The sequence below is a fragment of the Brucepastera parasyntrophica genome, from assembly GCF_022376835.1.
GTDB classification, from domain to species: domain Bacteria; phylum Spirochaetota; class Spirochaetia; order Treponematales; family Treponemataceae; genus Brucepastera; species Brucepastera parasyntrophica.
Genome location: NZ_CP084606.1, coordinates 2,553,969 through 2,577,216, shown reverse-complemented (window position 1 = coordinate 2,577,216; position 23,248 = coordinate 2,553,969). Strand labels below are relative to the sequence as shown.

At 42.6% G+C, this 23,248-nt stretch carries 28 protein-coding genes, 1 tRNA gene and 1 pseudogene; 10 read left to right on the top strand and 20 right to left on the bottom strand.

Annotated elements, in window-relative coordinates; all coding sequences use genetic code 11:
- Nucleotides 1–50: 50 nt before the first annotated feature.
- Nucleotides 51–124, bottom strand: a tRNA-Ile gene (locus K7I13_RS12375).
- Between the two features lie 146 nt (nucleotides 125–270).
- Between K7I13_RS12375 and K7I13_RS12370 the strand changes: the two genes are divergently transcribed.
- From K7I13_RS12370 to K7I13_RS12350, 4 genes and pseudogenes are all read left to right on the top strand, one after another.
- Nucleotides 271–729: a peroxiredoxin gene (locus K7I13_RS12370; RefSeq protein ID WP_255946126.1), complete on the top strand. Its 459-nt coding sequence runs from the start codon at nucleotides 271–273 to the stop codon at nucleotides 727–729.
- Between the two features lie 167 nt (nucleotides 730–896).
- On the top strand, nucleotides 897–1,475 hold the full coding sequence (rbr, locus tag K7I13_RS12365) for a rubrerythrin (RefSeq protein ID WP_255946124.1): 579 nt from the start codon (nucleotides 897–899) through the stop codon (nucleotides 1,473–1,475).
- A gap of 130 nt (nucleotides 1,476–1,605) precedes the next feature.
- A pseudogene (locus K7I13_RS15735) lies at nucleotides 1,606–2,288 on the top strand (DUF2461 domain-containing protein).
- Between the two features lie 42 nt (nucleotides 2,289–2,330).
- The gene (locus K7I13_RS12350; RefSeq protein WP_255946118.1) at nucleotides 2,331–3,020 is read left to right on the top strand and encodes an aspartate/glutamate racemase family protein; all 690 of its coding nucleotides are present in this window, start codon (nucleotides 2,331–2,333) and stop codon (nucleotides 3,018–3,020) included.
- Between the two features lie 159 nt (nucleotides 3,021–3,179).
- Here K7I13_RS12350 and K7I13_RS12345 read toward each other — a convergent pair whose 3' ends face one another.
- A complete protein-coding gene (locus K7I13_RS12345; protein WP_255946116.1) occupies nucleotides 3,180–4,034 on the bottom strand; it encodes a mechanosensitive ion channel family protein in 855 nt (284 codons plus the stop codon).
- Between the two features lie 183 nt (nucleotides 4,035–4,217).
- Between K7I13_RS12345 and K7I13_RS12340 the strand changes: the two genes are divergently transcribed.
- Nucleotides 4,218–4,811, top strand: a complete 594-nt coding sequence (locus tag K7I13_RS12340) for an NAD(P)H-dependent oxidoreductase (RefSeq protein WP_255946114.1) — start codon at nucleotides 4,218–4,220, stop codon at nucleotides 4,809–4,811.
- 206 nt (nucleotides 4,812–5,017) lie between these two features.
- Here the strand turns inward: K7I13_RS12340 and K7I13_RS12335 are convergent, their stop codons facing one another.
- From K7I13_RS12335 to K7I13_RS12325, 3 genes are read right to left on the bottom strand one after another with little or no spacing between them, the layout of a single operon-like run.
- The gene (locus tag K7I13_RS12335; protein WP_255946113.1) at nucleotides 5,018–5,230 is read right to left on the bottom strand and encodes a hypothetical protein; all 213 of its coding nucleotides are present in this window, start codon (nucleotides 5,228–5,230) and stop codon (nucleotides 5,018–5,020) included.
- On the bottom strand, nucleotides 5,197–6,813 hold the full coding sequence (gene glgB / locus K7I13_RS12330; RefSeq protein WP_255946111.1) for a 1,4-alpha-glucan branching protein GlgB: 1,617 nt from the start codon (nucleotides 6,811–6,813) through the stop codon (nucleotides 5,197–5,199). Before glgB ends, K7I13_RS12335 begins: the two co-directional genes overlap by 34 nt.
- Entirely contained in the window at nucleotides 6,810–7,289 is a 480-nt protein-coding gene (locus tag K7I13_RS12325; RefSeq protein ID WP_255946109.1) for a MarR family winged helix-turn-helix transcriptional regulator, read from the bottom strand. Before K7I13_RS12325 ends, glgB begins: the two co-directional genes overlap by 4 nt.
- Before the next feature lie 68 nt (nucleotides 7,290–7,357).
- Between K7I13_RS12325 and K7I13_RS12320 the strand changes: the two genes are divergently transcribed.
- Entirely contained in the window at nucleotides 7,358–8,050 is a 693-nt protein-coding gene (locus K7I13_RS12320; RefSeq protein WP_255946107.1) for a hypothetical protein, read from the top strand.
- Between the two features lie 348 nt (nucleotides 8,051–8,398).
- Here the strand turns inward: K7I13_RS12320 and K7I13_RS12315 are convergent, their stop codons facing one another.
- Complete coding sequence (locus K7I13_RS12315) at nucleotides 8,399–8,848, bottom strand: hypothetical protein (protein ID WP_255946105.1); 450 nt, start codon at nucleotides 8,846–8,848, stop codon at nucleotides 8,399–8,401.
- Nucleotides 8,845–9,348 (bottom strand): phage holin family protein, encoded by a 504-nt coding sequence (locus tag K7I13_RS12310; RefSeq protein ID WP_255946103.1) that lies wholly within the window; start codon nucleotides 9,346–9,348, stop codon nucleotides 8,845–8,847. Before K7I13_RS12310 ends, K7I13_RS12315 begins: the two co-directional genes overlap by 4 nt.
- 178 nt (nucleotides 9,349–9,526) lie before the next feature.
- On the opposite strand from K7I13_RS12310, the gene K7I13_RS12305 reads away from it, so the two are divergent.
- Together K7I13_RS12305 and K7I13_RS12300 are read left to right on the top strand one after the other, a co-directional pair.
- Nucleotides 9,527–9,757: a hypothetical protein gene (locus tag K7I13_RS12305; RefSeq protein ID WP_255946101.1), complete on the top strand. Its 231-nt coding sequence runs from the start codon at nucleotides 9,527–9,529 to the stop codon at nucleotides 9,755–9,757.
- A gap of 91 nt (nucleotides 9,758–9,848) precedes the next feature.
- Nucleotides 9,849–10,025, top strand: coding sequence for a hypothetical protein (locus K7I13_RS12300; protein WP_255946099.1), 177 nt, complete (start codon nucleotides 9,849–9,851; stop codon nucleotides 10,023–10,025).
- Between the two features lie 111 nt (nucleotides 10,026–10,136).
- On the opposite strand, the gene K7I13_RS12295 is transcribed toward K7I13_RS12300, so the two are convergent.
- Nucleotides 10,137–10,460, bottom strand: coding sequence for a hypothetical protein (locus tag K7I13_RS12295; RefSeq protein WP_255946097.1), 324 nt, complete (start codon nucleotides 10,458–10,460; stop codon nucleotides 10,137–10,139).
- Between the two features lie 284 nt (nucleotides 10,461–10,744).
- Here K7I13_RS12295 and K7I13_RS12290 point away from each other — a divergent pair, with 284 nt between their 5' ends.
- On the top strand, nucleotides 10,745–11,341 hold the full coding sequence (locus K7I13_RS12290) for a hypothetical protein (protein WP_255946095.1): 597 nt from the start codon (nucleotides 10,745–10,747) through the stop codon (nucleotides 11,339–11,341).
- Nucleotides 11,331–11,771, top strand: a complete 441-nt coding sequence (locus K7I13_RS12285) for a helix-turn-helix domain-containing protein (protein WP_255946093.1) — start codon at nucleotides 11,331–11,333, stop codon at nucleotides 11,769–11,771. The genes K7I13_RS12290 and K7I13_RS12285 overlap by 11 nt, the downstream gene beginning before the upstream one ends.
- A 93-nt stretch (nucleotides 11,772–11,864) precedes the next feature.
- Here K7I13_RS12285 and K7I13_RS12280 read toward each other — a convergent pair whose 3' ends face one another.
- The 12 genes from K7I13_RS12280 to K7I13_RS12225 all read right to left on the bottom strand — a co-directional run bounded on the left by K7I13_RS12280 (nucleotide 11,865) and on the right by K7I13_RS12225 (nucleotide 23,213).
- On the bottom strand, nucleotides 11,865–14,324 hold the full coding sequence (locus K7I13_RS12280) for a beta propeller repeat protein (RefSeq protein ID WP_255946091.1): 2,460 nt from the start codon (nucleotides 14,322–14,324) through the stop codon (nucleotides 11,865–11,867).
- A gap of 374 nt (nucleotides 14,325–14,698) precedes the next feature.
- On the bottom strand, nucleotides 14,699–14,962 hold the full coding sequence (locus K7I13_RS12275; RefSeq protein WP_255946089.1) for a hypothetical protein: 264 nt from the start codon (nucleotides 14,960–14,962) through the stop codon (nucleotides 14,699–14,701).
- Nucleotides 14,963–14,973: 11 nt separating this feature from the next.
- A complete protein-coding gene (locus tag K7I13_RS12270; protein ID WP_255946087.1) occupies nucleotides 14,974–16,506 on the bottom strand; it encodes a hypothetical protein in 1,533 nt (510 codons plus the stop codon).
- Nucleotides 16,506–17,432, bottom strand: a complete 927-nt coding sequence (locus K7I13_RS12265) for a phage tail family protein (protein WP_255946085.1) — start codon at nucleotides 17,430–17,432, stop codon at nucleotides 16,506–16,508. The genes K7I13_RS12270 and K7I13_RS12265 overlap by 1 nt, the downstream gene beginning before the upstream one ends.
- A 299-nt stretch (nucleotides 17,433–17,731) precedes the next feature.
- On the bottom strand, nucleotides 17,732–18,805 hold the full coding sequence (locus tag K7I13_RS12260; protein ID WP_255946083.1) for a phage tail tape measure protein: 1,074 nt from the start codon (nucleotides 18,803–18,805) through the stop codon (nucleotides 17,732–17,734).
- Between the two features lie 235 nt (nucleotides 18,806–19,040).
- Nucleotides 19,041–19,406 (bottom strand): transposase, encoded by a 366-nt coding sequence (locus K7I13_RS12255; protein WP_255946081.1) that lies wholly within the window; start codon nucleotides 19,404–19,406, stop codon nucleotides 19,041–19,043.
- A gap of 54 nt (nucleotides 19,407–19,460) precedes the next feature.
- A complete protein-coding gene (locus tag K7I13_RS12250) occupies nucleotides 19,461–20,402 on the bottom strand; it encodes a phage tail tube protein (RefSeq protein WP_255946079.1) in 942 nt (313 codons plus the stop codon).
- Between the two features lie 26 nt (nucleotides 20,403–20,428).
- Entirely contained in the window at nucleotides 20,429–20,866 is a 438-nt protein-coding gene (locus K7I13_RS12245) for a hypothetical protein (protein ID WP_255946077.1), read from the bottom strand.
- Nucleotides 20,863–21,348: a helix-turn-helix domain-containing protein gene (locus K7I13_RS12240; protein ID WP_255946075.1), complete on the bottom strand. Its 486-nt coding sequence runs from the start codon at nucleotides 21,346–21,348 to the stop codon at nucleotides 20,863–20,865. Before K7I13_RS12240 ends, K7I13_RS12245 begins: the two co-directional genes overlap by 4 nt.
- A complete protein-coding gene (locus tag K7I13_RS12235) occupies nucleotides 21,349–21,876 on the bottom strand; it encodes a head-tail connector protein (RefSeq protein ID WP_255946073.1) in 528 nt (175 codons plus the stop codon).
- On the bottom strand, nucleotides 21,866–22,087 hold the full coding sequence (locus K7I13_RS12230; protein ID WP_255946071.1) for a hypothetical protein: 222 nt from the start codon (nucleotides 22,085–22,087) through the stop codon (nucleotides 21,866–21,868). The genes K7I13_RS12235 and K7I13_RS12230 overlap by 11 nt, the downstream gene beginning before the upstream one ends.
- A 61-nt stretch (nucleotides 22,088–22,148) precedes the next feature.
- The gene (locus K7I13_RS12225; protein ID WP_255946069.1) at nucleotides 22,149–23,213 is read right to left on the bottom strand and encodes a phage major capsid protein; all 1,065 of its coding nucleotides are present in this window, start codon (nucleotides 23,211–23,213) and stop codon (nucleotides 22,149–22,151) included.
- Nucleotides 23,214–23,248 lie beyond the last annotated feature (35 nt).

Genomic DNA, 23,248 nt, shown 5'->3' with positions numbered 1-23,248 from the left:
TTCGCGACCTGTACTTTGCTCTAACTCGTTACACCGTAACGAAATATCTATGGGCCCACCTGGACTTGAACCAGGGACCGACGGATTATGAGTCCGCAGCTCTAACCAACTGAGCTATAGGCCCGAAAAGACTGATAAAAAATATAGCGTAAAAAACAGGGAAGGTCAAGCAACATTGTAAAAATATGAAGTATCTGTCCGCAAAACTATCACGGACAGATAATTTTTGAGTATCTTTATTATATAAATATAGTAACGGGAGGCACATCATTGCTCAAAATTGGAGATATGGCGCCTGATTTTATACTGAAAAACGAAAACAACGAGGAAATACAGCTATCGCTTTTGCGCGGAAAAAAAGTCGTTCTTAACTTTTACCCAAAATATGATTTTCATTGCTCTGCCATGGAAGCCTGTTCTGTCCGGGACGCGTATGACGATATATTAAAACTGGGCGCGGTAGTAATCGGGATCAGCCCCGCAAGCGGAACATTTCATGATAAGATAATACTTAAATACGGCCTGCCATTTTATATGCTTGCCGATCCTGAAATGACAGTCATAAAGCAGTATGAGTCATGGACAAAAAAATCCGTGTTCGGAAAAATTCATGATGAAATAATCAGGACTACCTGGATTATAGATGAGGAAGGCCGGATTACGCATTTTTTTCTTCAGGTATCGCCGAAAAACCACGCAAAGGAAATTCTCACCGCTCTTTCCGCCTGATTTCCGGAAAATAATTGACAAGAGAAAAGGTAACACATAGAATAAAAGGAGAAAAAAGCATACATCGTTTCTCTTACAGCCTTTGTAAATCCGTTCACGCAGGACATATGTATAAGCAGCCTGTTTCCCGCGGGGACGAAAAAATAAGTACAACACAGGAGGATAAAATGAAATCGTTAAAAGGAACCCAGACAGAAAAAAACATTGTGGCCGCCTTTATAGGGGAATCACAGGCCCGGAATAAGTATACATACTGGGCCAGCAAGGCTAAAGATGAAGGATATGTTCAGGTCCAGCTTATATTTCTTGAAACAGCTGACCAGGAAAAAGAACACGCGAAACGCCTGTTCAAATTTCTTGAAGGCGGAGAAGTAACCGTTGAAACAACTTCCGATGCGGGTATTATCAGCACGAGTACACTGGAAAATCTCAAACAGGCGGCTCATGGCGAAAACCATGAATGGCAGCACATGTATCCCGATTACGCAAAGGTCGCCCGTGAAGAAGGATTTACCGCAATTGCCGAAGTAATGGAAAATATTGCCATTGCCGAAAAACAGCACGCAAAAAGATATGAAGCTTTTATCAAGCACCTTGAAGATAAGGATATGTGGGTACAGGAAACCCCGACTACCTGGCGCTGTCTGAACTGCGGATTTATTTATGTAGGCAAGGAAGCGCCTAAAGCCTGTCCGGCCTGCGCCCATCCGCAGGGATATTTTGAAAGACTGGCGGAAAACTGGTAATCATACTGCGGATTTCTATTCCGGCTTTATGTAACTTTTAAAAGAAAACGGTATCGCGCATACCGTTTTCTTTTTCTGCATGCCGATAGAAGCTGCGGATTCTTTTTGCGGGTCATAAACAGGAAAAATTATGGAAACGAAAAGCATACTGGAATTTCTCACGGAATTGTCGGAAAACAATTCTATTGACTGGATGCACGCCAATAAGGCCGGGTATGAAGCCGCCAAAAATGAATTCAAAAGCCTGCTACTGACTCTGATAAATAAAATCTGCGAATTTGACGATTCGGTTCGGGAACTTGATCCGGGGACGCTGATTTTCAGGCTAAACCGGGATACCCGTTTCAGTCATGATAAATCTCCGTACAATCCTTCATTCCGCGCGCATATATCGAAGGCAGGCAAAATGCCCATACCGGCAGGTTATTACCTGAACATCACACCGGGAAATATTTTTTAGGCGGAGGCCTTTTTGTTCCCCAGTTCCCCGACGCGGTAAGCATGGTACGGAATTATCTCGTGAATAATACAGACGAATTTCTGAAAATAATAAACAAACCAGCCTTCACTGAAAACTTCACCGTCTCGGGCGAAAAACTGAAAACGGTTCCCCGAAGATATGACAAAGACCATCCTCTGGCTGAATATCTGAAACACAAGTCATGGGATATTGAATATCCGATCAGCGATTCACAGTTCACTGATGCGGAACAGTTTATCAGGACAGCAGCGGAAAAATTCAAACTGATGAAACCCTTTAATGAATACCTCAACGACGCGCTTATAGACTTTACAATGCCGGCGAGAAAATAGCACAGGCAATAAATATCTGCGGTTTTTGATATGGAGTACAATATGAAAACAATCGGGTTAATCGGAGGTATGAGCTGGGAATCTTCAGCGCAGTACTATTCATTCATAAACCGGAAAATCAATTCGGAACTTGGAAACAGCAGTTCGGCAAAATGCCTTATGTATTCTTTTAATTTTCAGGATATTGAAGAAAAGCAGCATGCCGGAAAATGGGATGAACTCAAAACCCTGCTGTATGATACCGCGGAAAAGCTGCACGCCGCCGGGGCAGATTTTATCGTACTGTGTACAAACACAATGCATAAGGTTATGGACAATTTTGAGGCTGATACTGGAATCCCCTTTTTACATATTGGAGATGCCGCCGGAAAAGCGCTGAAGAAGGACGGCATAAAAAAAACGGGACTTCTCGGAACGCGGTTTACCATGGAAGAAGACTTTTACAGGAAACGGCTTGATGAAAAATACAGCATCAGGACTGTTATCCCGGAAAATGCCGACAGGGAAACGGTCCACCGTATTATTTATGAAGAACTGGTCAGAGGTATTATCAGCGATACGTCCAGAAATGAGCTTTCCGGAATTATGGAAAAACTGATAGAAGCCGGGGCCGAAGGGATTATCCTGGGCTGTACAGAAATAGGACTGCTTGTAAAAGAAGCTGATTTCAAACTCTATGATTCAATGATTATCCACGCTGATGAAGCGGTCCGCGCCGCGCTGCGGGATTGATGATATTTCAGCGCCCTTTTATCGCTCTCACTCAATTCACACGCCAACTTCAAACATGACGGATTTTTAAGTGTATAGCTGCTATACACTTAAAAAAACGAATACGCCTTATTTATAAAAAGTATGTGTAAAGAAAGCAGCCGCACAGATAATGATTTATTAACTATGACCATTTTCACCGGCAGCGCTGTCCACATGTACATCAAGCTGAGGGAATGCGATTGAAATGCCTTCCTCTTTGAAAGTCCGGTGTACTTCCATAATAATTGCATTCTTTACATTAGTATAATCATCTTTTTTGAACCAGACCGCAAGGATAACATTAACTGCCGAGTCCGCAAAACTGTCCATCATAACAAGAGGCGGAGGGTCCTGGAGAACAAGAGGGACCTTTTTTGTAAGCCCCAGCAAAGTTTCCGTCACCTGCTGCAAATCCGAATCATAGGCGACTCCAACCGGTATCTGCAGCCGCCTCAGATGATGGAATGTGCTGTCTACAACATTTGCCTTGATAATACTTTCATTCGGAATCCTCACCATTTGGTTATCCAGCGTTACCAGCTTTACCGAAAGAAGATTAATAGAGTGAACAGTGCCGGAAATATCATCGATTGAGATAAAATCGCCTATTTTCAGAGAATGCTCAGCAAGAATAAAAAAGCCGCTTATAATATTCGACATTGAGGTCTGGGCGGCGAAGCCAATGGCGACCCCGAGAATACCGGCCGCTCCGAGAATGGCGTTAATATTAATGCCCAGAATTTTCAGAATATACAGCGTTATGAAAATATTGAAAACATAGCGGACCGCCTTATCAATAAGTTCGAGTTTTTCCTGCTTTATTTTTTTTCTCGCGAATTTGTTTATATAATACTTCGCGATACGGTACACAAGATAGAAAACAACAATTGCGATCAGAGTCTCACCCAGTTTCAGCAGTCTTTCCTGAGTAAAGATCGTGGAAAAATTGAATTGGGAAAAAAATGAATCCTTTGCCGAAGTCTGTTCTGCCATATGTAAAATATAATCAGACCGACGCCTTGTTTCAAGTACAAATGACGCGAGGCTAAAAACAAAAACCGGGAACGGGACGGTGCGTTTATCCACCGTTTCCCACCAGAACAACCTGCCGGTGGAAATAGAAAAAAATATCGAACAGCATGGATACAATTATATTGACCACCCTGAGTAATAAATATGATATTAGCTTTATGGGGAAAATCAATGAATATTCTTGTAATAAACGGACATCCTGACAGGGAAAGTTTTGTTTCGGCGCTTTTTAAAAAATACGCCGACGGTATTGATAAAAAGAAACACGCTGTTGAACTTCTGGATTTGTCATCCATGAAATTTGATCCCGTGCTGCGTTTCGGTTACAGGAAAAGGATGGAACCTGATGAAGAAATCGAACATTCCCAGAAATTAATACAGTGGGCGGATCATTTTGTCTTTTTTTTCCCTATATGGTTTGGGATGATTCCCAGTTTGTTAAAAGGCTGGTTTGAGCGGACCCTGACGCCGGGGATTGCGTATAACATGAAGGGATATAAGGTTATAAAGCATTTGAAAGGCAAAACGGCCCATCTGGTATTTACGTGTCAGAGTCCCGTAATATACCAGCGAATAACAGGAAATCTGGAACTGAAAATGGTAAAAAGATTATTATGGTTCAGCGGAATAAAAACGGTAAAGGTTGACAGGCTCGGCAATACCGTTGGAAAATATGCAAAACCTGAAAGGAGGAGCAAATTCCTGAAGCGTATCGGTGAACGCGCCGCTGAAATATAATCGGGTAACTGCAACCGCGAAAAGAATTCCCTGAAAAGCAATTTAGTCATCATAAGTGTTTAGCTGCTATACACTTTAATTCAACATAACATCTTGAAAAATAATATACTGCTTCGGTTTCCGTCTCCGGAAACTAACGGCCCGCATATGCGGGCCTTGAAATACCATTCCGGCAAAGTAAAAAATTTGTTCAGAATCTGACTGAATCAATTTGCAAGTTCAAAAATGATTCCTGAATAACCGGGCAAATCAAGATGCACTGTATTTTTCTCATCTGTTTTGAATGACGCCTCATCGCGGGGAATATTGCCGCTGAACATTTCCCAGTTACTGTGCAGAAGCGGCTTTACGGTAAAAGGTTCGGTCAGCTTGACAGCAAATCCGTTCAGGTCATCCTTGGAAAAATTAAAGGCAGCCATAATCTTTTTTCTTTTCCGGTTCGCTGGAAAACATAAACACAGGTTCCCTCATAATTGCAGTCCGCCCATTTGAAATGGGACGGATCATAGTCGCCTTCATAAAAAGCGTCATTGGTTAAATATAATTGATTCAGGGAAATAAGGAATTTATGAAAGGAATCATGAATGGGATATTTTAAAAGATTCCAGTCCTGCTCCCTCTTTTCATCCCATTCGCGGAGCTGCCCGATTTCATTCCCCATAAAATTAAGTTTTTTGCCGGGATGGGTAATCATGTAGGCATATAAGGCCCGGGCCTGTTTAAACTTATCTTCATACTCCCCATTCATTTTATTTACTATAGTACCTTTCCCGTGAACAACCTCATCATGTGAAAACGGAAGAAGATAACGCTCGTTGTAAAAATACATCATGGAAAAAGTGAGCTTATTGTACAACTCCGCCCTTTCCTCAGGGACCTTGCTGAAATAAGCCAGCGTATCGTTCATCCAGCCGAGGTCCCATTTATAATCAAAGTCAAGCCCGCCCCGGGCAGCAGGTTCCGTAATTTTCGGATAGCTGGTTGAGTCCTCAGCAATCAGAATTGCGCCCCGGTGCCTGCTGTGGAGTTCCTCATTCATTTTCCTGATAAAATCAACGGTAATCAAATTAACACCCCGGGAGGGGTCGCCCTGCCAGTAAATCATCCGGCTGACAGCATCGACCCGGATACCGTCAAAATGATATTCCGTTAGCCAGTAGTTCGCGGCTGACTGCAGAAAGCTCCTTACGTCTCCCCGCGAATGAATAAAGTTGTGACTGCCCCACTCGCTTTTTCCCACATCATTATGCGGATATTCATACAGCGCGGTACCGTCAAAATTCGCAAGCCCGTAATCATCCAGCGCAAAATGGACAGGAACAAAATCCATGATAACACCTATACCAGCCTGGTGACATTTATCTACAAGCTCCATCAAATCCCGGGCCGAACCATACCGCGAAGTCGGACTGAAAAAACCGGTATTCTGGTATCCCCAGGATTCGTCCGCGGGATGCTCACTGAGCGGCATAAACTCTATATAGTTGAAATTATTTTCCTTGACATATTCTATCAGTGAATCGGCGACGCCGCTGTATGTATACCATCCGTTTTTATCGGAAGTATTCGTCCGCCAGGAACCAAGATGAACTTCATAAATATTAAGGGGTTTGTCATAATGATTTTCCCTTTTGTCCATCCATTCGGAATCATGAAAGTCATAACCCGATAAATCGGTTATAATCGAAGAGTGAGCTGGCCTGAGCTCCATTCCGAAGCCATAAGGATCACTGTGATCGATAAAACTGCCGTCTCGTTTATACACCCTGATTTTATACTTCATGCCGATTTCCGCCTGGGCGACCCGGCATGAATAAATACCGGTTTGATATTCCTGCTCCATCGGAATATCCGACCAGCCGCTGAAATCGCCGATAACGGCAACTCCCGCAGCGTTGGGAGCGTATGTTCTGAAAACTATACCGCCTTCCTCAGCCGGATGCGCCCCAAAAAAACGGTATGCGTCAAATACTTTTCCTGCATAAAAATCCTGTCTGTTCATAGCATCCCTCCGGATATATCTGAATACGAGCCTGGTTCTGCTTTTCTTTTTCCGGTATGCTCCGGAATATCATTTATTCGGCTCAGAATGCGGACCAGTTCTTCCGAATCCTTTTTTCCAAGCTTTTTTGCCAGCGAACTCAGGGCAGCCTTCAGTTTTCTTCGTTTTTCCTTTATATATGTATTTCCCTCGTCAGTCAGCGCAACAAGAATTTTACGCCGGTCTCCGGGAGCCATTGTCCGTGATATGTATTTCTTTTTTTCAAGACTGTTAAGGGCCGCAGCAATCCTGGCGCTTGAAAGTTTAAGGGCCGAACTCAGCTCACCGGGAAGGACATAGTCCCGGCGGCTCATGGAAATATAGTCAAGAATTTTCAGCTCGCCTCTGGTAAATTCAATAAATATGGCTGCGGAATCGGAATTATAAATTCCGGAGAGGTTGAAACGCATAAGCGAAATAAACTGTGAGTATTCCATATTCTTTCACTTTCTCTAGCAGTATAAAATACTAATACTGTTAGTAATAATAATAGCACGATTCATACATGTCAAGTTTTAAAGCAGTCATGCGCATACCGGGGCTTTTAAAAAGAAAAATGGTATTTGATTTTGATAACTTTACGAAACCCGGGACCGATGTTACACTGAAACAGCAATCTGATTTAAGAGGTATGAGGTACATGAAAAAAACAGTCATATATATTTTTATGATATTCTGTCTATTATGCTGTTTTTCCGGATGCAAAAATGCGGAAAAGAAAAACAGAACTCAGGAAGAAATTGTTCCCTCCGATGATTTATGGGGAAGCATGCCCGCCGGAAGTACTGTGGACGGCTATATTGAAAAATGGGGAATTCCATCGGAAGATTTTCATGACGGTTCTGAAAAAACATTTGTGTACTATAATATCGGATTTGAAGGGTATATCGTCTCCCTTTTCGCGGAATTTTCAGGAGACAGCCTGACCAGCAGGCGGTATGAAATATACAAAGGAATTCTGGAACAGCCCTTTGCAAACAGGATGATAAACGCTTATACGGATATGCAGAACAAACTTTCCGATAGATACGGGCTGCCGGACAGCAGGCAGGATATTGTCCGTTTTGCTGATGAAGACCTGGGTTTTCTTGAAAGCCTGTATACCACTGTCTGGGAGCGCCCCGCTGGGATTGTGACCCTGAGGTTTGTAAATAACAGGGAAGAAGGTCCTGCCGAACTTCTGGCGGAATTCCGCTGAAAAGCAATTGCGGCTTTTTCCCCGAATAAACCGGAAAAAGCCGGGCCGGATAGGCTGTTCAAATAATTCTTGTCCAGTTTTTGTCCAGTCGGGACATTTTTATTATCGGAAGGAATGCTTTAAAAATTAAGTCCTTACAATGTAAGGACTTGAAATTGACCCGTAGACGATTCGAACGTCCGACCTGCTGCTTAGGAGGCAGCAAGAACCCCTTTTTCTAATTCTTTATAATACAAGTATTTCTATATATTATAAAGATTTAACACTGTTTTCTATAGGCCAAAAATACCAATAAAAACAGCAAATCAAATAATTATTGCACGATTCTTGCACGATGTTTCTATAGGCTTACTTTCTTATCCACAAGAAAATGAATAGCCCTGCGAGAAATACGCCAAGTATAGCTATAAAGATAGCCGTATTTCGTTGCTTTTCGGTGTTCGTTGTTTTGATTTTTTCTTTCGCGTTTTCGTCTTTTAATTCAGAAATCGCCGTTTCCCTCTCCGTTAGTAGGGTCAAGTTTTTGATCTCGTATTCGTCGAAGGATGTCTGTAATTTGTTGTATAGTTCCCGCTCCGTCCGCAATTGCGCGTTCAAGGTTTGCGCTTCCTGCTTCAATACGTTCGCCTGTGATTGCCAGGTCTGCCGCTCCGCTTCCAATTTCTCGGCCAAGCTCTCGATACTCTGCAGCTGCGTTTCCGAGATCCGGTACTGTTCCTCCGTATGTACTACACCCAGCAAACAGGATAAAAACAAGCCCGATAAAAAAATAATAATCAGCGCCCTTTTTTCGCTCATGCTTCTTTTCCCTCGCCTTTTTTTTCATCTTCTGCCTTTTCTCCCTTGTCTGTTTTGCTGATATACTTAAAAAACTTTAGGAATGGTTTCGGCATGGGCATTTCACAATCAGCAAAATTCCGCATTATACTAAGCCCCTCGGTTCCGATAAGATAGACGCTAACAAGTAAGCCAAAATACCGAAAATTATCAATATTCAAAATGCCGGTATGATTAAGCGCCAAAACAACCGCGTCCATAAGCTGCGCAAAAACCACACAAAACAAATATAAAACTTTCCGGATTAAGCCTTTAATTGCAATATCAACGGAAAATGGCCGTTCATTAATTATAGCGGCGATAATACCCGTGACATAATCAATAAGCATTAAAATCACAAGGACGGGGAAAAGATATGTAAATCCGCCGGAAACATACGCCCATACTGAAAGGGCAAGACTTAAAAGCCCTTGTGTATTTTTCCCGGCTAGGGATTGTTCAAGCGATTCTGTGAGATCCAAGCGGCCCCCATTAAAACCCTTCTCTTGACAGACGGACTTCTGCCGAAACTAGATAATCAGTCTGGAATATGTCGTATTCTCTGTATAATAAATCGTAATACAAGTGAACGATTTTGTCAAATAAAATCGTTCACTTAACCATCGTTTTTATTTATTAATTTTTACCGATAATAAAAGAATGGAAGAAATAAATCTAAAAGACGTCGTGACCGTTCAAATGATTGCCGCGGTGGTTGATATGGATCCCGATGTCGTGCGTATGCGTATACGCAGGAGAGACATAAAAGAGGTTGGACGTTTTGGCCGGGTTCCGGTCTATAAAAGAGAAGTGATACCGATAATTGCAAAAGATATGCCGCGGGGCCGGCCGAAGAAAAAAAGATTGACGCCCCGGAATAACCAGGTATAAAATATATTGTCCTTTGGCAGAAATGCCTAAAAAGCCCGGGAAGCGTTGCTTCAGGGCTTTTTCTCATAGTATTATTAACAGGAGATATGATATGGATACTTCTTTCAGCCCGGCACAAAAAGCCCTCATTGAAAAGGGCCGGAAAGATTTTTATGTAATGGAACTTTGTAAGCATGAATATTTAGCTGACGCGGGCGAACATCCCCCGGAAAATTGGGAACCTACTGACAAAGAAGTGTTTGCGGTAATTGATAGACTTTGGATATAGCGTCGGGCAGATGCCGCAGATTGTCGTTTACTTATTAATCAAAATATTGCTAATCTGTCGATATTTTTTATTAACAATTCAGCAAGGTTCCCGCGCTTTTGTTTACCTGTGTCAGCCCTTATTCACCAGCCCCATGATATATTCGCGCAGCCCCTGCCCGCTTTCTTCTGCCTTCTTCTTAATCAACTCCCATTCGTGATCGTAAAACTTTATAGCCCTGGGCCGCGCCTTTTCTTCTTCTTTTAATGTCGGGCGGCCCGCTCCCCGGCGGGTGCCGCCCCAAGGTGTATCGCTCATAGTATCTTGTCCAGTGCCAAAAAGAGAGTGGAAAGTATAAAAAAGATTAAGGCTATCGTCTTCAGCCCTTCCTTCGTAATTTTCATCTTGATTTCCTCCAAAAAATATAGTATTTTTAAAGGGTGAGGTTTCCCTCACCCAAGCACCCTACTTTTTAAGTAGGCCAATAAGAGTGGCTAAAGCCGCTATCAGACCGGATATTGCAGTTATCCATTCTGTAGCTGTCGGCTTTTTGCCGCTCTTTTTTTTACGTTTCACATTTGCATCACCTCCTTTCCCTTAATCTTGATTTAAGGATATACCTTTTATCAAGATATGTCAAGAGGTTTTTTCAAAAAAAGCAATAAATCGCCCTTTTTGATAACTTTCTTCTTGACATATAGTACCATTGGTACTATACTATAATCAAGAGGTACCGAGAAATGAACGAATTGAAAGATACGGGAAGAATTACTGATTATCTGGAAAAGACACTTAAAAGCTGGAATTTCGATGTGCGCAGGTCATTTTCCGGGATGTCTGATTCCGAATATATTGAAATCTGTTTTGAAGAAAAAGACAATATAAAAATTCGCATTTCCGGTCATGACCTCCCGCCTTCCTATGATAATCTTCACGGCTTGCATAATTTTGATATTTGTACGAAAGCTGAACGCATGGGAAATGCCGGAACGGCACAAACATACGTCACGTTTTTAAACGCGTTGGCGGCCCATTTTAACAGGCCGCTTCCTGCCCATGTTGTGAGAGTGATAGAAGAAAATAAAAAAGAGTCCGAACGGCTGGCAGGTATAAGAGAAGCGCAGGCGCGGAAGGTAGAAGCTGAATATCAGGAGAAAGAAAACAATCTGGAAAAAATGGCAAAATGGGCCGCCGAAAACCGACCGGAACAATTTGCTAAAATCGCCGACTATTACACCAGGGCCGATACAGTAACAGGAGACAAAAGACAAAAGCTGCGCCGCAGAGCACGGGAACTTGAAAAACAACTTATAGGGGAAATGAACAATGGAAAATGACACAGTATCTGCGAATTTCTGGCAAGCGGATACAGAAAAAATGATATGCAAAAATATCCGGAACGGGATGATTGTGCAATTTTCTGTTGATGACGAAGACAGCCTAGAAGGAAAACTAACGTCAGTTCCGGAAATGACAAATGAAGAAATCCTGTCAGCGGTAGACCCCGCTGTATCTGCGGCCCATCTTATGAACGAATGCGGGGAGGTTTTCAGGGCCGCACTTATTAATTCCCCGAACTGGTTCAGCGTGCGCCACCTCAAGGCAAAATATGAATTAACCGGTGAAAAAATAGCAGAACTGCTAAAGGTAAGCCCGGTTACTGTTCGCCGCTGGCTAATGAGCCCGAATATACAAGAATCACGAAAAATACCTTATGCCGCGTGGGAGTTATTACGGCTGAAAATTGGCGAAACAACACTAGAATAAAAAAAAGGGGCTTTTCTGCCCATTCTCGATGTTACTGTTCCACCTTTACAACCACAGCCGTTAAACTCGTATATTCTTTGAAAAGTCAGTTTTTTATATAACGGTCAAAGTCGCCTGCATCCGCATGGTAATATTCGCGGTCGAGAGCTGATACCGGCCGCTCCCCCAGTTGTACATTGCGCCGGAAGATGAATCCCCTATATTATAGGTTATTTTTAAATATTGGTTCGTATATACTCGGACATGCGCGATACGGGTATTTGCGCCTATTTCGTTTGAGGTTGTAGATAACAAGCCTACGCCCACCAGCGAATTTATCGGACATATTCGTATATCAATTTTTAAGCCATCCGGCAGCTTTAGAAGATAGTCCCCGCTTCCTGCAGAACCGGCGCCGGTCTGTTTGTAATTATAGGCAAGAGACAATTCTTTTCCGACAAGTTTTTTCCTGGCATTATCTTCAGAAACAGTTCCTTTCGTCGGGTTTGTTGTTTCGCCTTCTATCGTCATATCAAATTTTAGCCATTCCCCGGAATAATTGGAAATGTCCTGGTATTTTGCTTCGTAGATAATATAATCATACCCGACAGTCGGCTGACCGGAAAGAAAGGCTATTGTCTTTTTGAATAACCGGGACCGAGCCACGCAGTAAATATCTCGATCCATTGTATTTCCGACAACATTCCGGTTGAAATCCAAAAGATCAAACGCATATTCCCATTGATTTTTTGCCAGAATATCCGTTGTAAATACTATCCCGCTTACTGTAGCGGAATTGCTTGTCGTGGCACAATAGACGCCATCATTTCCGGAAAAAAATCTGTAGGTAAGTCCCGCTTGCGGGGTCACGTCCACAAGGTCGCTTCCGTTTGTGGTATAAAAACAGCCATCACCCCCGCACGCAATAAGAAATTTGCCATCATAAAAATTGACTGAAAAAATAACTTTATCAATCGTTTTAAGATAGGTAAAATTCTTTCCGTCTGTACATATCCATATACGGCCATTAGTCGCGAACGCAAGGAAAATGCTATTTCCGCCGCATAAAAACTTTGCAGCGGAAGCGCCGCCGTTGTCTCCGTCCTGGCTCCAGGATAAAACATTATTTTCGTCTGCATAGCCGACAAGGTTTGACCCTGACGTTGCTGTCGGCAAGCAGATAAAGCGGCCGGCCGCATGAGTAACCTTATCAATAAAAACCGAAGCAGGAAGCCCTAAAACTTCGGACCAGGTACCGCCTTCATCCTGGCTGATTCTAAGCGTTCCCCCTGAAGGAAGGGCGATAACAATAATTCCGTTTCCATAGGCTATATCAAAAACCGTCAACGCGCTTCCGTTTCTGGTTAGCGGATTAAAATATACCCCGTCGTTTGTAAAATGGGCCTGGGCGGTGGTTCCGGTATTAAAAATAATAAGCATACTGCCCGTTTCAATATATGAATACGGGTTTAATCCGGTAATCGGTTCTGCCGGGTCGCTTCCCGGGTTTGACAGGAGCTCTTCCCATTTATACACGTTGCCCGCGTAAAAACCCCGCGACGCATACATAGCCCCGGAAGCAATCACATTGAAGGCGTCCTGTATGCGTTCGGTTTTAAAGTGCGTTATCCAGGATTCAATCGCGGCGGTTTTTGTTGCAAGCTCCATTATTAAAAACTGGTAATTCAGATCGTACGGATCCCGGGGGTTTAATCCCATAGAAATTAACAGGTCGCCAGCCTTCGGAACCGCGCGAATGGCCGACGCAACAGATTTTTGAAAAACATAATATTGCCCGAGATAAACATTTGCAACCTGAATTTCCGTGTCCGGGTTATTATGAGCCAATGCCAGCGCATCAACTGCGGAGGCCATAACCTTGTTTGTATCTCTCGTTTCTTCCCACGCGCTGCCGGTCCATTCATATAAAGTCCCTATTGTATGGCCCGCTCCGGTCGTCGCGCTGCATAAATAATAATCATTTATATTTGCGGTCGCCTGTGTAATTACTCCGTCTGTTATAACCGTAACAATGGGGGAATCGTTTGCTGTTGCGTAACCGGTAAATAAATATTTCGGCGTTCTTATGGCTATCGCGTTTAGTTCATTCTCGGCGTCAAGCTGCCAGTTATATTCATTATAATTTTTCGGGATTTCTTCCGCCCGGTATAATGCTTCTATCTGTAAATCAGTTCCCAGGTAGGAAAAAATGTACGCATTGTCCAGCGTCCCCTTCAAATATGTAGGAGACGCAAACAGGCGAACGCCAATTAAATAGCTATTTGCAAGCGAAGGATATACAATTCCCGCGCTGGTATTTGTATATATTAATTCTGCATCGCGGTAAACTTTTATTACTGCGTTATCCCAATCAATGAGAATGTCTATTGCAATTTTATTCCCAGTGAAAAAGTCATTGATATAAAAATAGGAAAAAGCGGTACCGGCTGCGTTGGTGTTTAAAACCACGGCAAGAATATTGTTTATACTTCTCCGTATCATTAAATAATTATTTTCTATGCCTGTTGCATACATCTGCCCTGCAATAAATATTTCCTGCAACCCGGTCGCCACTCCATCTTCCTGGTATTCCGCATGAAACCAAAACTGCCGGGGCATAGTAAAAAGTTTTCGCGCTCTTAAATACGCATTTATACCATTGAAATATAGTCCATTTCCGGAATCTGCTGCTATTGGTATGGCCCGAAAGTTGTCAGAATGATTACCATTCCCGGATTCATCAATAACCGGGGTTTCGTATAAGCCATCTCCGATGTATAGCCAATCGAGATAACAGGTGACTCCTGCGGTTATAGCCGGGTCTATTCTTATATTCCGTACCGTTCTCGTTGCATCTGATGTAAGTTTAACAAAAAAGCGTCCGCCGCCTAAATTTTTTATTGAGGAAGTCAGATTATCATAACTGCCATCTGTATAAAAAAGCGCAACTAATTCAAGCAGGTAATCCCTGATAGTTTAAAAATAAGGCTTTGTCCTTTTATTGCATCTCCCAGATTATACCGGAGTAATTTCGGGTCAGTGCTTGTCGTGATCGTTTTTAATTTTCCGTTATCGACTGATATAGTCGCTCCGTCAGCCGCCCAGCCGTCAACTCCAGATAAAAAATTGCTTTTGTAAGTTACACCCGCTTCATCATCCGGAATCTCCGGAACGCTGTCAAAAGAATATTGCACCGTTGGTTTTTTCGGCAAATTAAACGCGGTTACGTCCGTATATTGCGCCGGGTCAGTCCATTCCCCTGCAGGGTCCCTGCTGCGTTTTTCCGTCCGGTAGATTGCCAGACAATTTCTGTCCCTGATAATGTCGATAAATCATTTGACCAGCCGGTCGGAGTGTCGCCAGTCGGCCGGTCCGGTCTGGTGTCTGCCCGCGTATAGATAACTTCAAAATAATCCCCGGTGTCGCCGGTCGGTCCTTTCTCGCCAGAATCGTTCCAGTCAACTGTCGTTTCTGTTTCCGGAACATCTGCCGGAACAAATTCGGCCACGGCCTCAATTACATAATTAATCGGTTTATTAAGTTGATACGTTTTTGAAATTATGCGGCCGGTAATTTCTCCCATGCCATATTCTGAAACCGTAACAAAACTTCCAAGCGGGAAATTTGTCTTGCTCTGTAGAGAAAAAGAAAAATCCGCATATTTATAATAATTTGCAATATTCTGTATAAGCAGATTTATTTTTGCTTTATCGTTCAAATATAAAATGTCAAATTCATATAATTTATTACCGGTCTGTACGACACTTTTATTTGTCGCGGTCTGGACATACGCATTTCCGTATATTTCCATTTTGGTAACATACCGGACAATGTCGGTCATGTTATATATAGACAGCTTTGCGCGAGTCCCCTCATTCTCAAGGGATTTTCTCATGACGTTATCGTATATAATTTCATCGGTTATACTGGTAACGTATTTGACATCTCCGAAGGTAGAATCATATTCAAGGTAATTATATTCCGTCCCGAATATATAGGATCGCGGTTCAACCGGGATTTGCGCCTGGTGTGCTGCATCCGCGCCCTGGGTATCCCTGAATAGTAAAATATTTTCTTTGTATTCAATCTTACCCCAGCTTCCTTGTATGTTTGTAAATTTTTCTTCCGTGCAGGTCTGGGATACTTTTTTTAAATTCGTTTCCCCGTCAAAAACCTGCGTGATCGTTTCGGGCGGCTGGTCAAAAATGGTATAGGTTATAAACGCGCCGTTATTATCAAAATCGAATGTGTACCCGTGTTCATAAAGAAGCTGTGTTATTATTTCGCTTATATCGTCCCCGTCTTGCGCAGTAAAAACAGTTACTATGTCCGTTATATCAAGTTCTGCAATATCGGTAAATCCGATAGTTGTCAAAAGCAGCGTTATAATTTCCGTTACCGTTTTGTTTAATAAAAAAATACTGCTGGTCAGTTCTTTTCTTACTAAAAATGAAGGGCTGACCAGTTCAACGGAAATCGGCTGGTTTCGCTGTGTCTTTTCAAACGAGAAGTTTTTCCGAAGATACCCGGTAAAATAATTACTGTCATCATCATTTTTTATTTCAACTTTTACGTCGTCATTCGCGTATATTTTTAGTTTGTTTGAAAAATCAATATCAAAAGGAATGCGCAGCCGAGCCGAATTATCGGCCGGCGCGAGTTCATTATAATACACCTCCGTATACTGGAATTTGTCTGTGATAAATTCCTTTTCTTCTGTGTAGCCATTCGGAAAATAAAATACTGCTTTCATCATTAATACCCCAGGGCATCGGCTGCGCGGATCTCGTCGCGGATTGCTAAGGCTATCGCCCGCGCATCGCCATTTACAAAAGAATTTTCATAATAAATATTAATAATAACGTCTTTTGCCGCCGTGTAATTTGCCGATTTTGCGGTATAGTCAGTCCCGTTATCAACGGAAACGTCTCCAAGTGCATACTCGTTTTGTGTTGCGCTTTCTATTTCCTGCAGCTTAACGTCGTCATAATCAGTTTTTCCAACTGTCTTTAGGTCCTTAAACGGCCGGTATCCAAAAATATTTATTTTTTTCAGGACATTGACCACGCTGTTATATATGTCGACTATGAAATTTCCGACACTGGTTAAGATACGCAGGACAAAATTCAAAAGAGGCATCAAAATTTTATTATAAATAAAGGTAATTCCGTCCGCCAAGGTATTAAGCGCAAATGTCACAATTGTTATAGCAGGACCCAAAATGGAGAAGATAGAAACCAAGTGCATGAGCATATCAAGGAACGGCTTGAATACGTTTATAATATTCAAAACGACATTAATTATAGGGGTCAGTAATTCGATTAAATATACCAAAACGGGGGAAAGCACACTACCGATAATATCGCCGACAGTTTCAAGTAAAATTACAAAAGGCGCGAAAAGCTGATTCACTAGCGGTGTCAATATCGTTGCAACGCGATCAAAAATAGTCCCCAGAAAATTAAACACTTTCCCGAAATTCTCTATACTCATAAAACTACGGGCAATCTCTGAAAATACTGTCGAGATAATACTTGCACCAGAAAAAGACGTATTTACTAATTGGCCTATTTGTCCCAGACTTTTTATTGCCTCAAGGAAATTTTCTTTTATTGTATCTAGAATGGACAGCGCGCCGGTGTCTGCTGTTTTCTGTGTGTCGCCTTCCTGATTTAGTGTCACTTTTGGCGTGTATGAGCGGATAGTTTTAGAAACGCTTGCCGAGAATTTCGCAAAATCTTCACTAAACGCCCCGGACAGGACCGCCCCGTTTTCTTTTATTGCCTCGATATACTCGTTAAAGGCATTTTTTGAAACACTTCCTACTTTTTTGAATTCACTTATTATTTTATTAAAATCAATCTTATCCTCCGGCCGCTCCGGAAGTGATAGTTCAATTTTTTCCTTTAACTCAATTTCCTTGACTAACTGGTCCCCGCCGAAAAACCCGCTTACTTTATTTATTAAACCGATAACGGCGTTTACTTTATCAAAAGAAAATTAAGGACCGATACAAATGCGTTTTGTATCGCGTTTACTACTTTCAGCCAGGTCGTTTCTATTCCCCACGCAACATTTTTTAACCCCACGGAAAGCGGTTCCCATATCGCGGAACCTATTGCCTTTATTAGCTGCGCAATCGTTTCAAAAGAAACTTTAAACGCTGCAATTAAAATATTCCCGACGTTCTGCCCGTATGTTTTCCAGAAATCAATTGAAAAAATGGTTTTCATAACCGAGCCGATCAACTCGAATGCTTTTTTTGCAATGGTCGGCAGGTTCACAAAAAAACCGGTTACAAGATCAAGATTTTCGTCCAGCCACGCATTAATATTTTCAAGGTAGGGCTGTATTTTTTCTATTGTCTCAACTTTTATGTTTGCGAACACTTCCCCGAGTTTCTTTTTTATGTCGTCGAGTTGATTATTAAATTTTTGCAGCTTCCCTTCAAAAGTATTATTTGCGAGATTATCCGCATATCCTTCGTATATCTTGTTTATTTCAGAAACGACGGCGCCATTCCGCATTTGTTCTTTTGTGAGTTTATCAAGCCCTGGGATCAGTTTTGTAATTTCGGATGATTGGCCCTGCAGGGACTTTATAAGATTTTTTATGTTTGATTCAAGGGACCCGAAACCGGCGCTTGATAAATTTGTCGCTGCAAGTAATACCTCTTTTATTTTTTCTTCGCTTAACTGTAAGCCTGATAAAAAAGCGGCCTGGTCCTGTATTGCCTCCCCGCCGAAAACGCCCTGTATTTGATTAGAATATTTTACAATACGCTTCAGTGCGCCGTCTGTCAGATTTGCGTTTTTCTGAATTGAAGCGTTGAGCTTTGTTAATGATTTTTCCGATGTGCTGAATAATTGCAGGGATTCAGCCGAAAGTTTTTTTATTTGCGTAAATAATGCGCTGAATATTTTTGCGGCGGTAAACCCGGCTAAAATATTATTAATCGACTGTACCGATTTTCCAAAACTTTTTAAATCTTTTTGAGCGTCTTTAATGCCTTTTGAATCGTTTTTGCCTGATATTTTATAAGTTACTGTTGCCATTAAAAACGCTGTTCCTTTTTCAGCTTTTCAAGAAATAGACTTTGCATATACCGCATAACGTCCATTGTTTTTACCGGCTGATCGAAGGCCGAACAGTTAAACGGTAAATGCAGGAAATTCCCATATCGTGCATCGCGGATAATCAAGAACACATCAAAGAACGGTTTCCATTTGATATACAGATTTTTTGTTTCTTCCTGCTCATACGGATTGCTGCCGTAAAACAAAAGATTTGCTACTTGTCTGATTTCCCATTGTTCTTGCCGCGTTGTGCTAAAGGGAGAGACTGCACCCACGTTTCAAGAATTTTAATAAGCAATGACCCAGAATCCTTTATAGCTCCGTATACCTCCGGGGCGGTCGCCTTTTCGCCGTTTTTTGTAAATGATGAATCGACAATACAAGAGGGAAGTATCTCTTCAAGAAATTCGAAAAGCCCGGTCGTATCCTGGCTTTCGCCTTCCTCAAATTTTTGTATGCCGCACATTTCTTTTACTGATAATTCGCGCAATACAATAAAATCCCCTGTGTCCCCTTCGGACCCTTCAAGTTCAATGCGTGTTTTAAAAATGTAGTGTTCACTTACCTTGTCAAGTTCCATATAAAAAAAGACTCCTTTAATATTTGTTAGGGTATGCGTTTACCAGTTCAATTGTTATGAGTTCGTCCCCCCGTCCTCTACTGCTTTCATGTTCATTGTCTGCTTGAGCGTTTCGCTCCCTGAAACATTCGCCGTCGCGTCTGACATCTGGTTGTGGGGGATAGTGATAGTGAGGCTGTACGGAACGCCATCTTCGACAACCTCGTCAGAGGTAAATGCGAGTACCAGCGCAAAAACATCATCCGTTTTATAATAGTTTTTCCGGGTTGCTTCCGCCGGAGACGCATACAGCACTTCGAGTTCCGTGGTAATGTCACGGGCGCCGCATTCCGGTTCCTTAAAATAAAGGCCGGTCGATGTCGTTTGAACCGTTGTATCAAGATTATTGTTATAATCAAATTTTATACTGGTAACGTCTGCAATCTCCGCGCCGTTCAGGTATACTTTGCCATGCCGGAATTTAAATGCCCGAAGACTTGACGGGACAAGCGTTGTCGATACGGTCCATTCAATTTCATCTTTACCGACAATAGTAATATCAATTTTTAAATAATCTTCCTGGACCGCGCTAAAGGAAATAGTGTTTGCCTTGCAGCCGGTATATGCAAATTTTTCAATAATTCGGTTCAGCATTGCGGTAAAGGACGGCAAGTGATCTGTTTCCTGTGTCCCTATTGCGTGAAAGGTATGCTTCTTTGCGGTCCCGTCCTCGTCGCCGACGTCAACGACATCTTCCTCAACTCCGAGCAAATGCAAAAGCCAGAACCCGAGATCATCCGGCCGGGCAATCGTTGAAATAGATCCTTCCGCCTTTACGGACATTGTTTCAACTTTTCCCGTGGCCTTTCCGCCGGTTAAAAGCCCCTCGTCAATTTTATTATATATTGGCTTCAGGGATTCCGACGCGACTTTAATCTGTCGGGTCATTGCGCTTACGGGGACCGCATACTGTGTTTCGTTTGCGACTTGGACTATTAAGCTGTTACCGGTTACCATAGTTTTACACCTCTCTATATATAGCGTTAAATTTCTGTCGTTAGCGTGATTTCAAATTCAACTATTTTCAAAGAATGCTGTCCTTCGACATATTGGTAAAATTGGATGTTTTCAATTTCCCCGTCGTCAGTCAGGCCGCCGAATGATGTCCCTGACGCCTCAAACATATTGTATAAGGCAGAGGCATATTGTAATAATTTTGTGCGTAGATTTTCTTTGCTGTCATTCCGCACTGATATATATATTTTTAAATTCCCTGTCTCCTCGTTCGATTCATTTGTCAGCGTTTCATACAGATAATTAACGAAGTTAAACCAGACAACCACATTTTTTTTATATTTATCAAAGTCAATAAAATCGTTTACATAGTCATCCGGCGGGGAAAGTCCTGCCGGTAAAAACTCCGGAAGGTGTGTTTTTACATATTCCACAACGGACGATTCTTTATTTAGAAAATCGATCATGCTTTTGCCTCCGGCGCCGAGCGGTCGGCAAACAGTTTTTTAAGTGCATCCTGTAACACTTCATCCATGAGGGCGTTAGCCTTCCCTGTTGAAAAAATAAACTCAATAACCGGCCACAGAAATTCTTGTTTCGGAATTATTACAGATTGAACTTTTACCCATGTTTCATTTATTTTGAATGTCAGATAGTTCCCGTTCTTTGCGGTTATTGTTTCGCCCATTTCGTGCGTGCTGGCGTATATACTCCCGGACCGTATTATTGCGGTAAAGTCCGGTTTTGTTTTAAATGAAAGCGATTTTGATAAATCTCCGGACCGGCGCTGTAAAACTAAACCGGTCACGTTCTTTTTTGCTTCTTTTTTTATTGTTCCCGCGACGCGCCCCATCATGCGGCGGGCAATTTTTTTCATTGAAAGCCCGGTGTTTTTAAGTTGTTCCTGGAATCGAGCTTCATCAATGGTTATTTTATAAAACTGGAACATTTACAGAACCTTATAATCTGAAATCTGGATCAGATAGTCGTCATATTTTCGCGTCTGAATAAAAGTCCTGCTTCCTGAATCGCCGAATGTCTTTGACGTGATCCCGATATTGTTATCGCTTTCAGTTTGCAGTAACGCCGCAATGCGCAAAACAGTCATAATAATAAGCCCCGGAATTTCCTCCTGTTTGAAACCGGCGGTATAAATAACTTTTATATTTTTATATCCTTTTGAAAAAAGAATAGCCTCTGTCAGTGTTGCAAGAATTTCCCCGGCAATAGTAAAGTTTTCCGGATCCTGTTCCGCCCCATTTATATAAACATGAGATAATACGGAAACAGGTTTTGCGCGCAACAAAACCTGTGTGTCATCGTTTCCGTCAATATATGTTGTGTATTCTTTTTCCAGCACGGGAAAGCCCAGGTAGTTAATAACTATATCTTCCGCAGCCTGTAAGTATACAAGCTGCATCGATTCATCATCATATACGCCGGTGTATTCCTGAAGCTGCGAAAGATTAGTCAGCAAGTTCCGCCTCGCCGTTCTTTTTCAGCTTATCGAAAAATGTTTTTTCGATAGAATACGTGCGGCCGGAATAAAAGCAGCCTTCTTTTCCGGTATACGTTTTTTTGAAAAGGGCTTTTACTTTCCCCGCGGACTTTGTCGCGCCGGCCGCTGTCCCTTCAGGGGTAACAGTCTCGGGCAACGTATCTTCCGGGGTCTTCTTTTCTTTTGCCATGTATTTTTCTCCTTAATTGAAAATGTCCGGGAAGGGCAGCCTCCCCGGATCTGTAAAAAAATCAGACCGTAACCAGCCCGAAGAAATTATCAGCTATGATCGCCTTACCATTAAACCACATTGACGCTTCAAAATAGGTGTTTGTGTCGCCTACCTGCTTTTTCGGCTCAATGAGTATTTCACTTGCCACGCCGACGCCATAGTATTTAAGATCGCCAGCGACAGCAACGACGCTTCCGGCCGTGATTGAGTTCGGCGCGTCGCTTGTCAGTATGACCTTTATCCCTTCCACGGTTTTACTGCGGATCAGTTCTTCTTTGTAGAGATCCGCGACGCCGGTTGTCGGGTCGGCCATAATTCCGGTATAAATATTCTGGTTTAGAATAATAACGCCTTCGCCTTTTTTGTCCTGGATTGTAAGGGCAAGTTTTACGATGTCGGCCATCAACGGCGTTCCCGCCGCTCCGCAAGCAATCTGATTTCCTGCGGGAATTGCAGGGAAAAGCCCCGCCATATTCCGTCCGAGTCCGTCGCCGATCAATAGGCCTTCGTGCATGGCATCTGCAAAAGCATCCGCGAAAATTTCAGGAAGTTCCGCTTCAAGGTTTGCCTGCCCGAGCATGAGCGTTTCCGCCGATACCTGCAACAGCGATACATACGCATAAGGGGTTATTGTACTCGCGCTCAATACCGCGTTGGTATCTTTCGGAATGTTCGTTGCGCCCTCTGCGTAGTTCCCGGGCTTTGCTACGGTTGGGTTCCATACCGGAATGTTTGTTGACGCGTTCGGGCCATAGAAATACCGGACCAGATCAAGGACCGGCGTTTTCTTTTTGATTATCTTAACCAGTTCTTTTATCTGGTTAATTGATCCGGTCCCGTTTAAGGTTATTGCCCTTTTTTCAATCATGGCGGAAGCAATGTCACGCCAGGACGTCACGCCCTCTGTCCTTGGCGTAGTAATAAGGGCGATCTGCTGGTCGATCACAGTGCGTTCAGTCCGCAGCCTTTCGAGTTCTTCCTTTGCGTATGCGGCGGTTATGCTTCGTTTCTGGATTCCGTCTTTTAACCCTTTCATACGGGCCATAATTTCGGCCCGCTTCGCTTTGAGTTCTTCGAGATTCATAGACTGTTATTCTCCCTGTATTTCTTTTTCAAGTT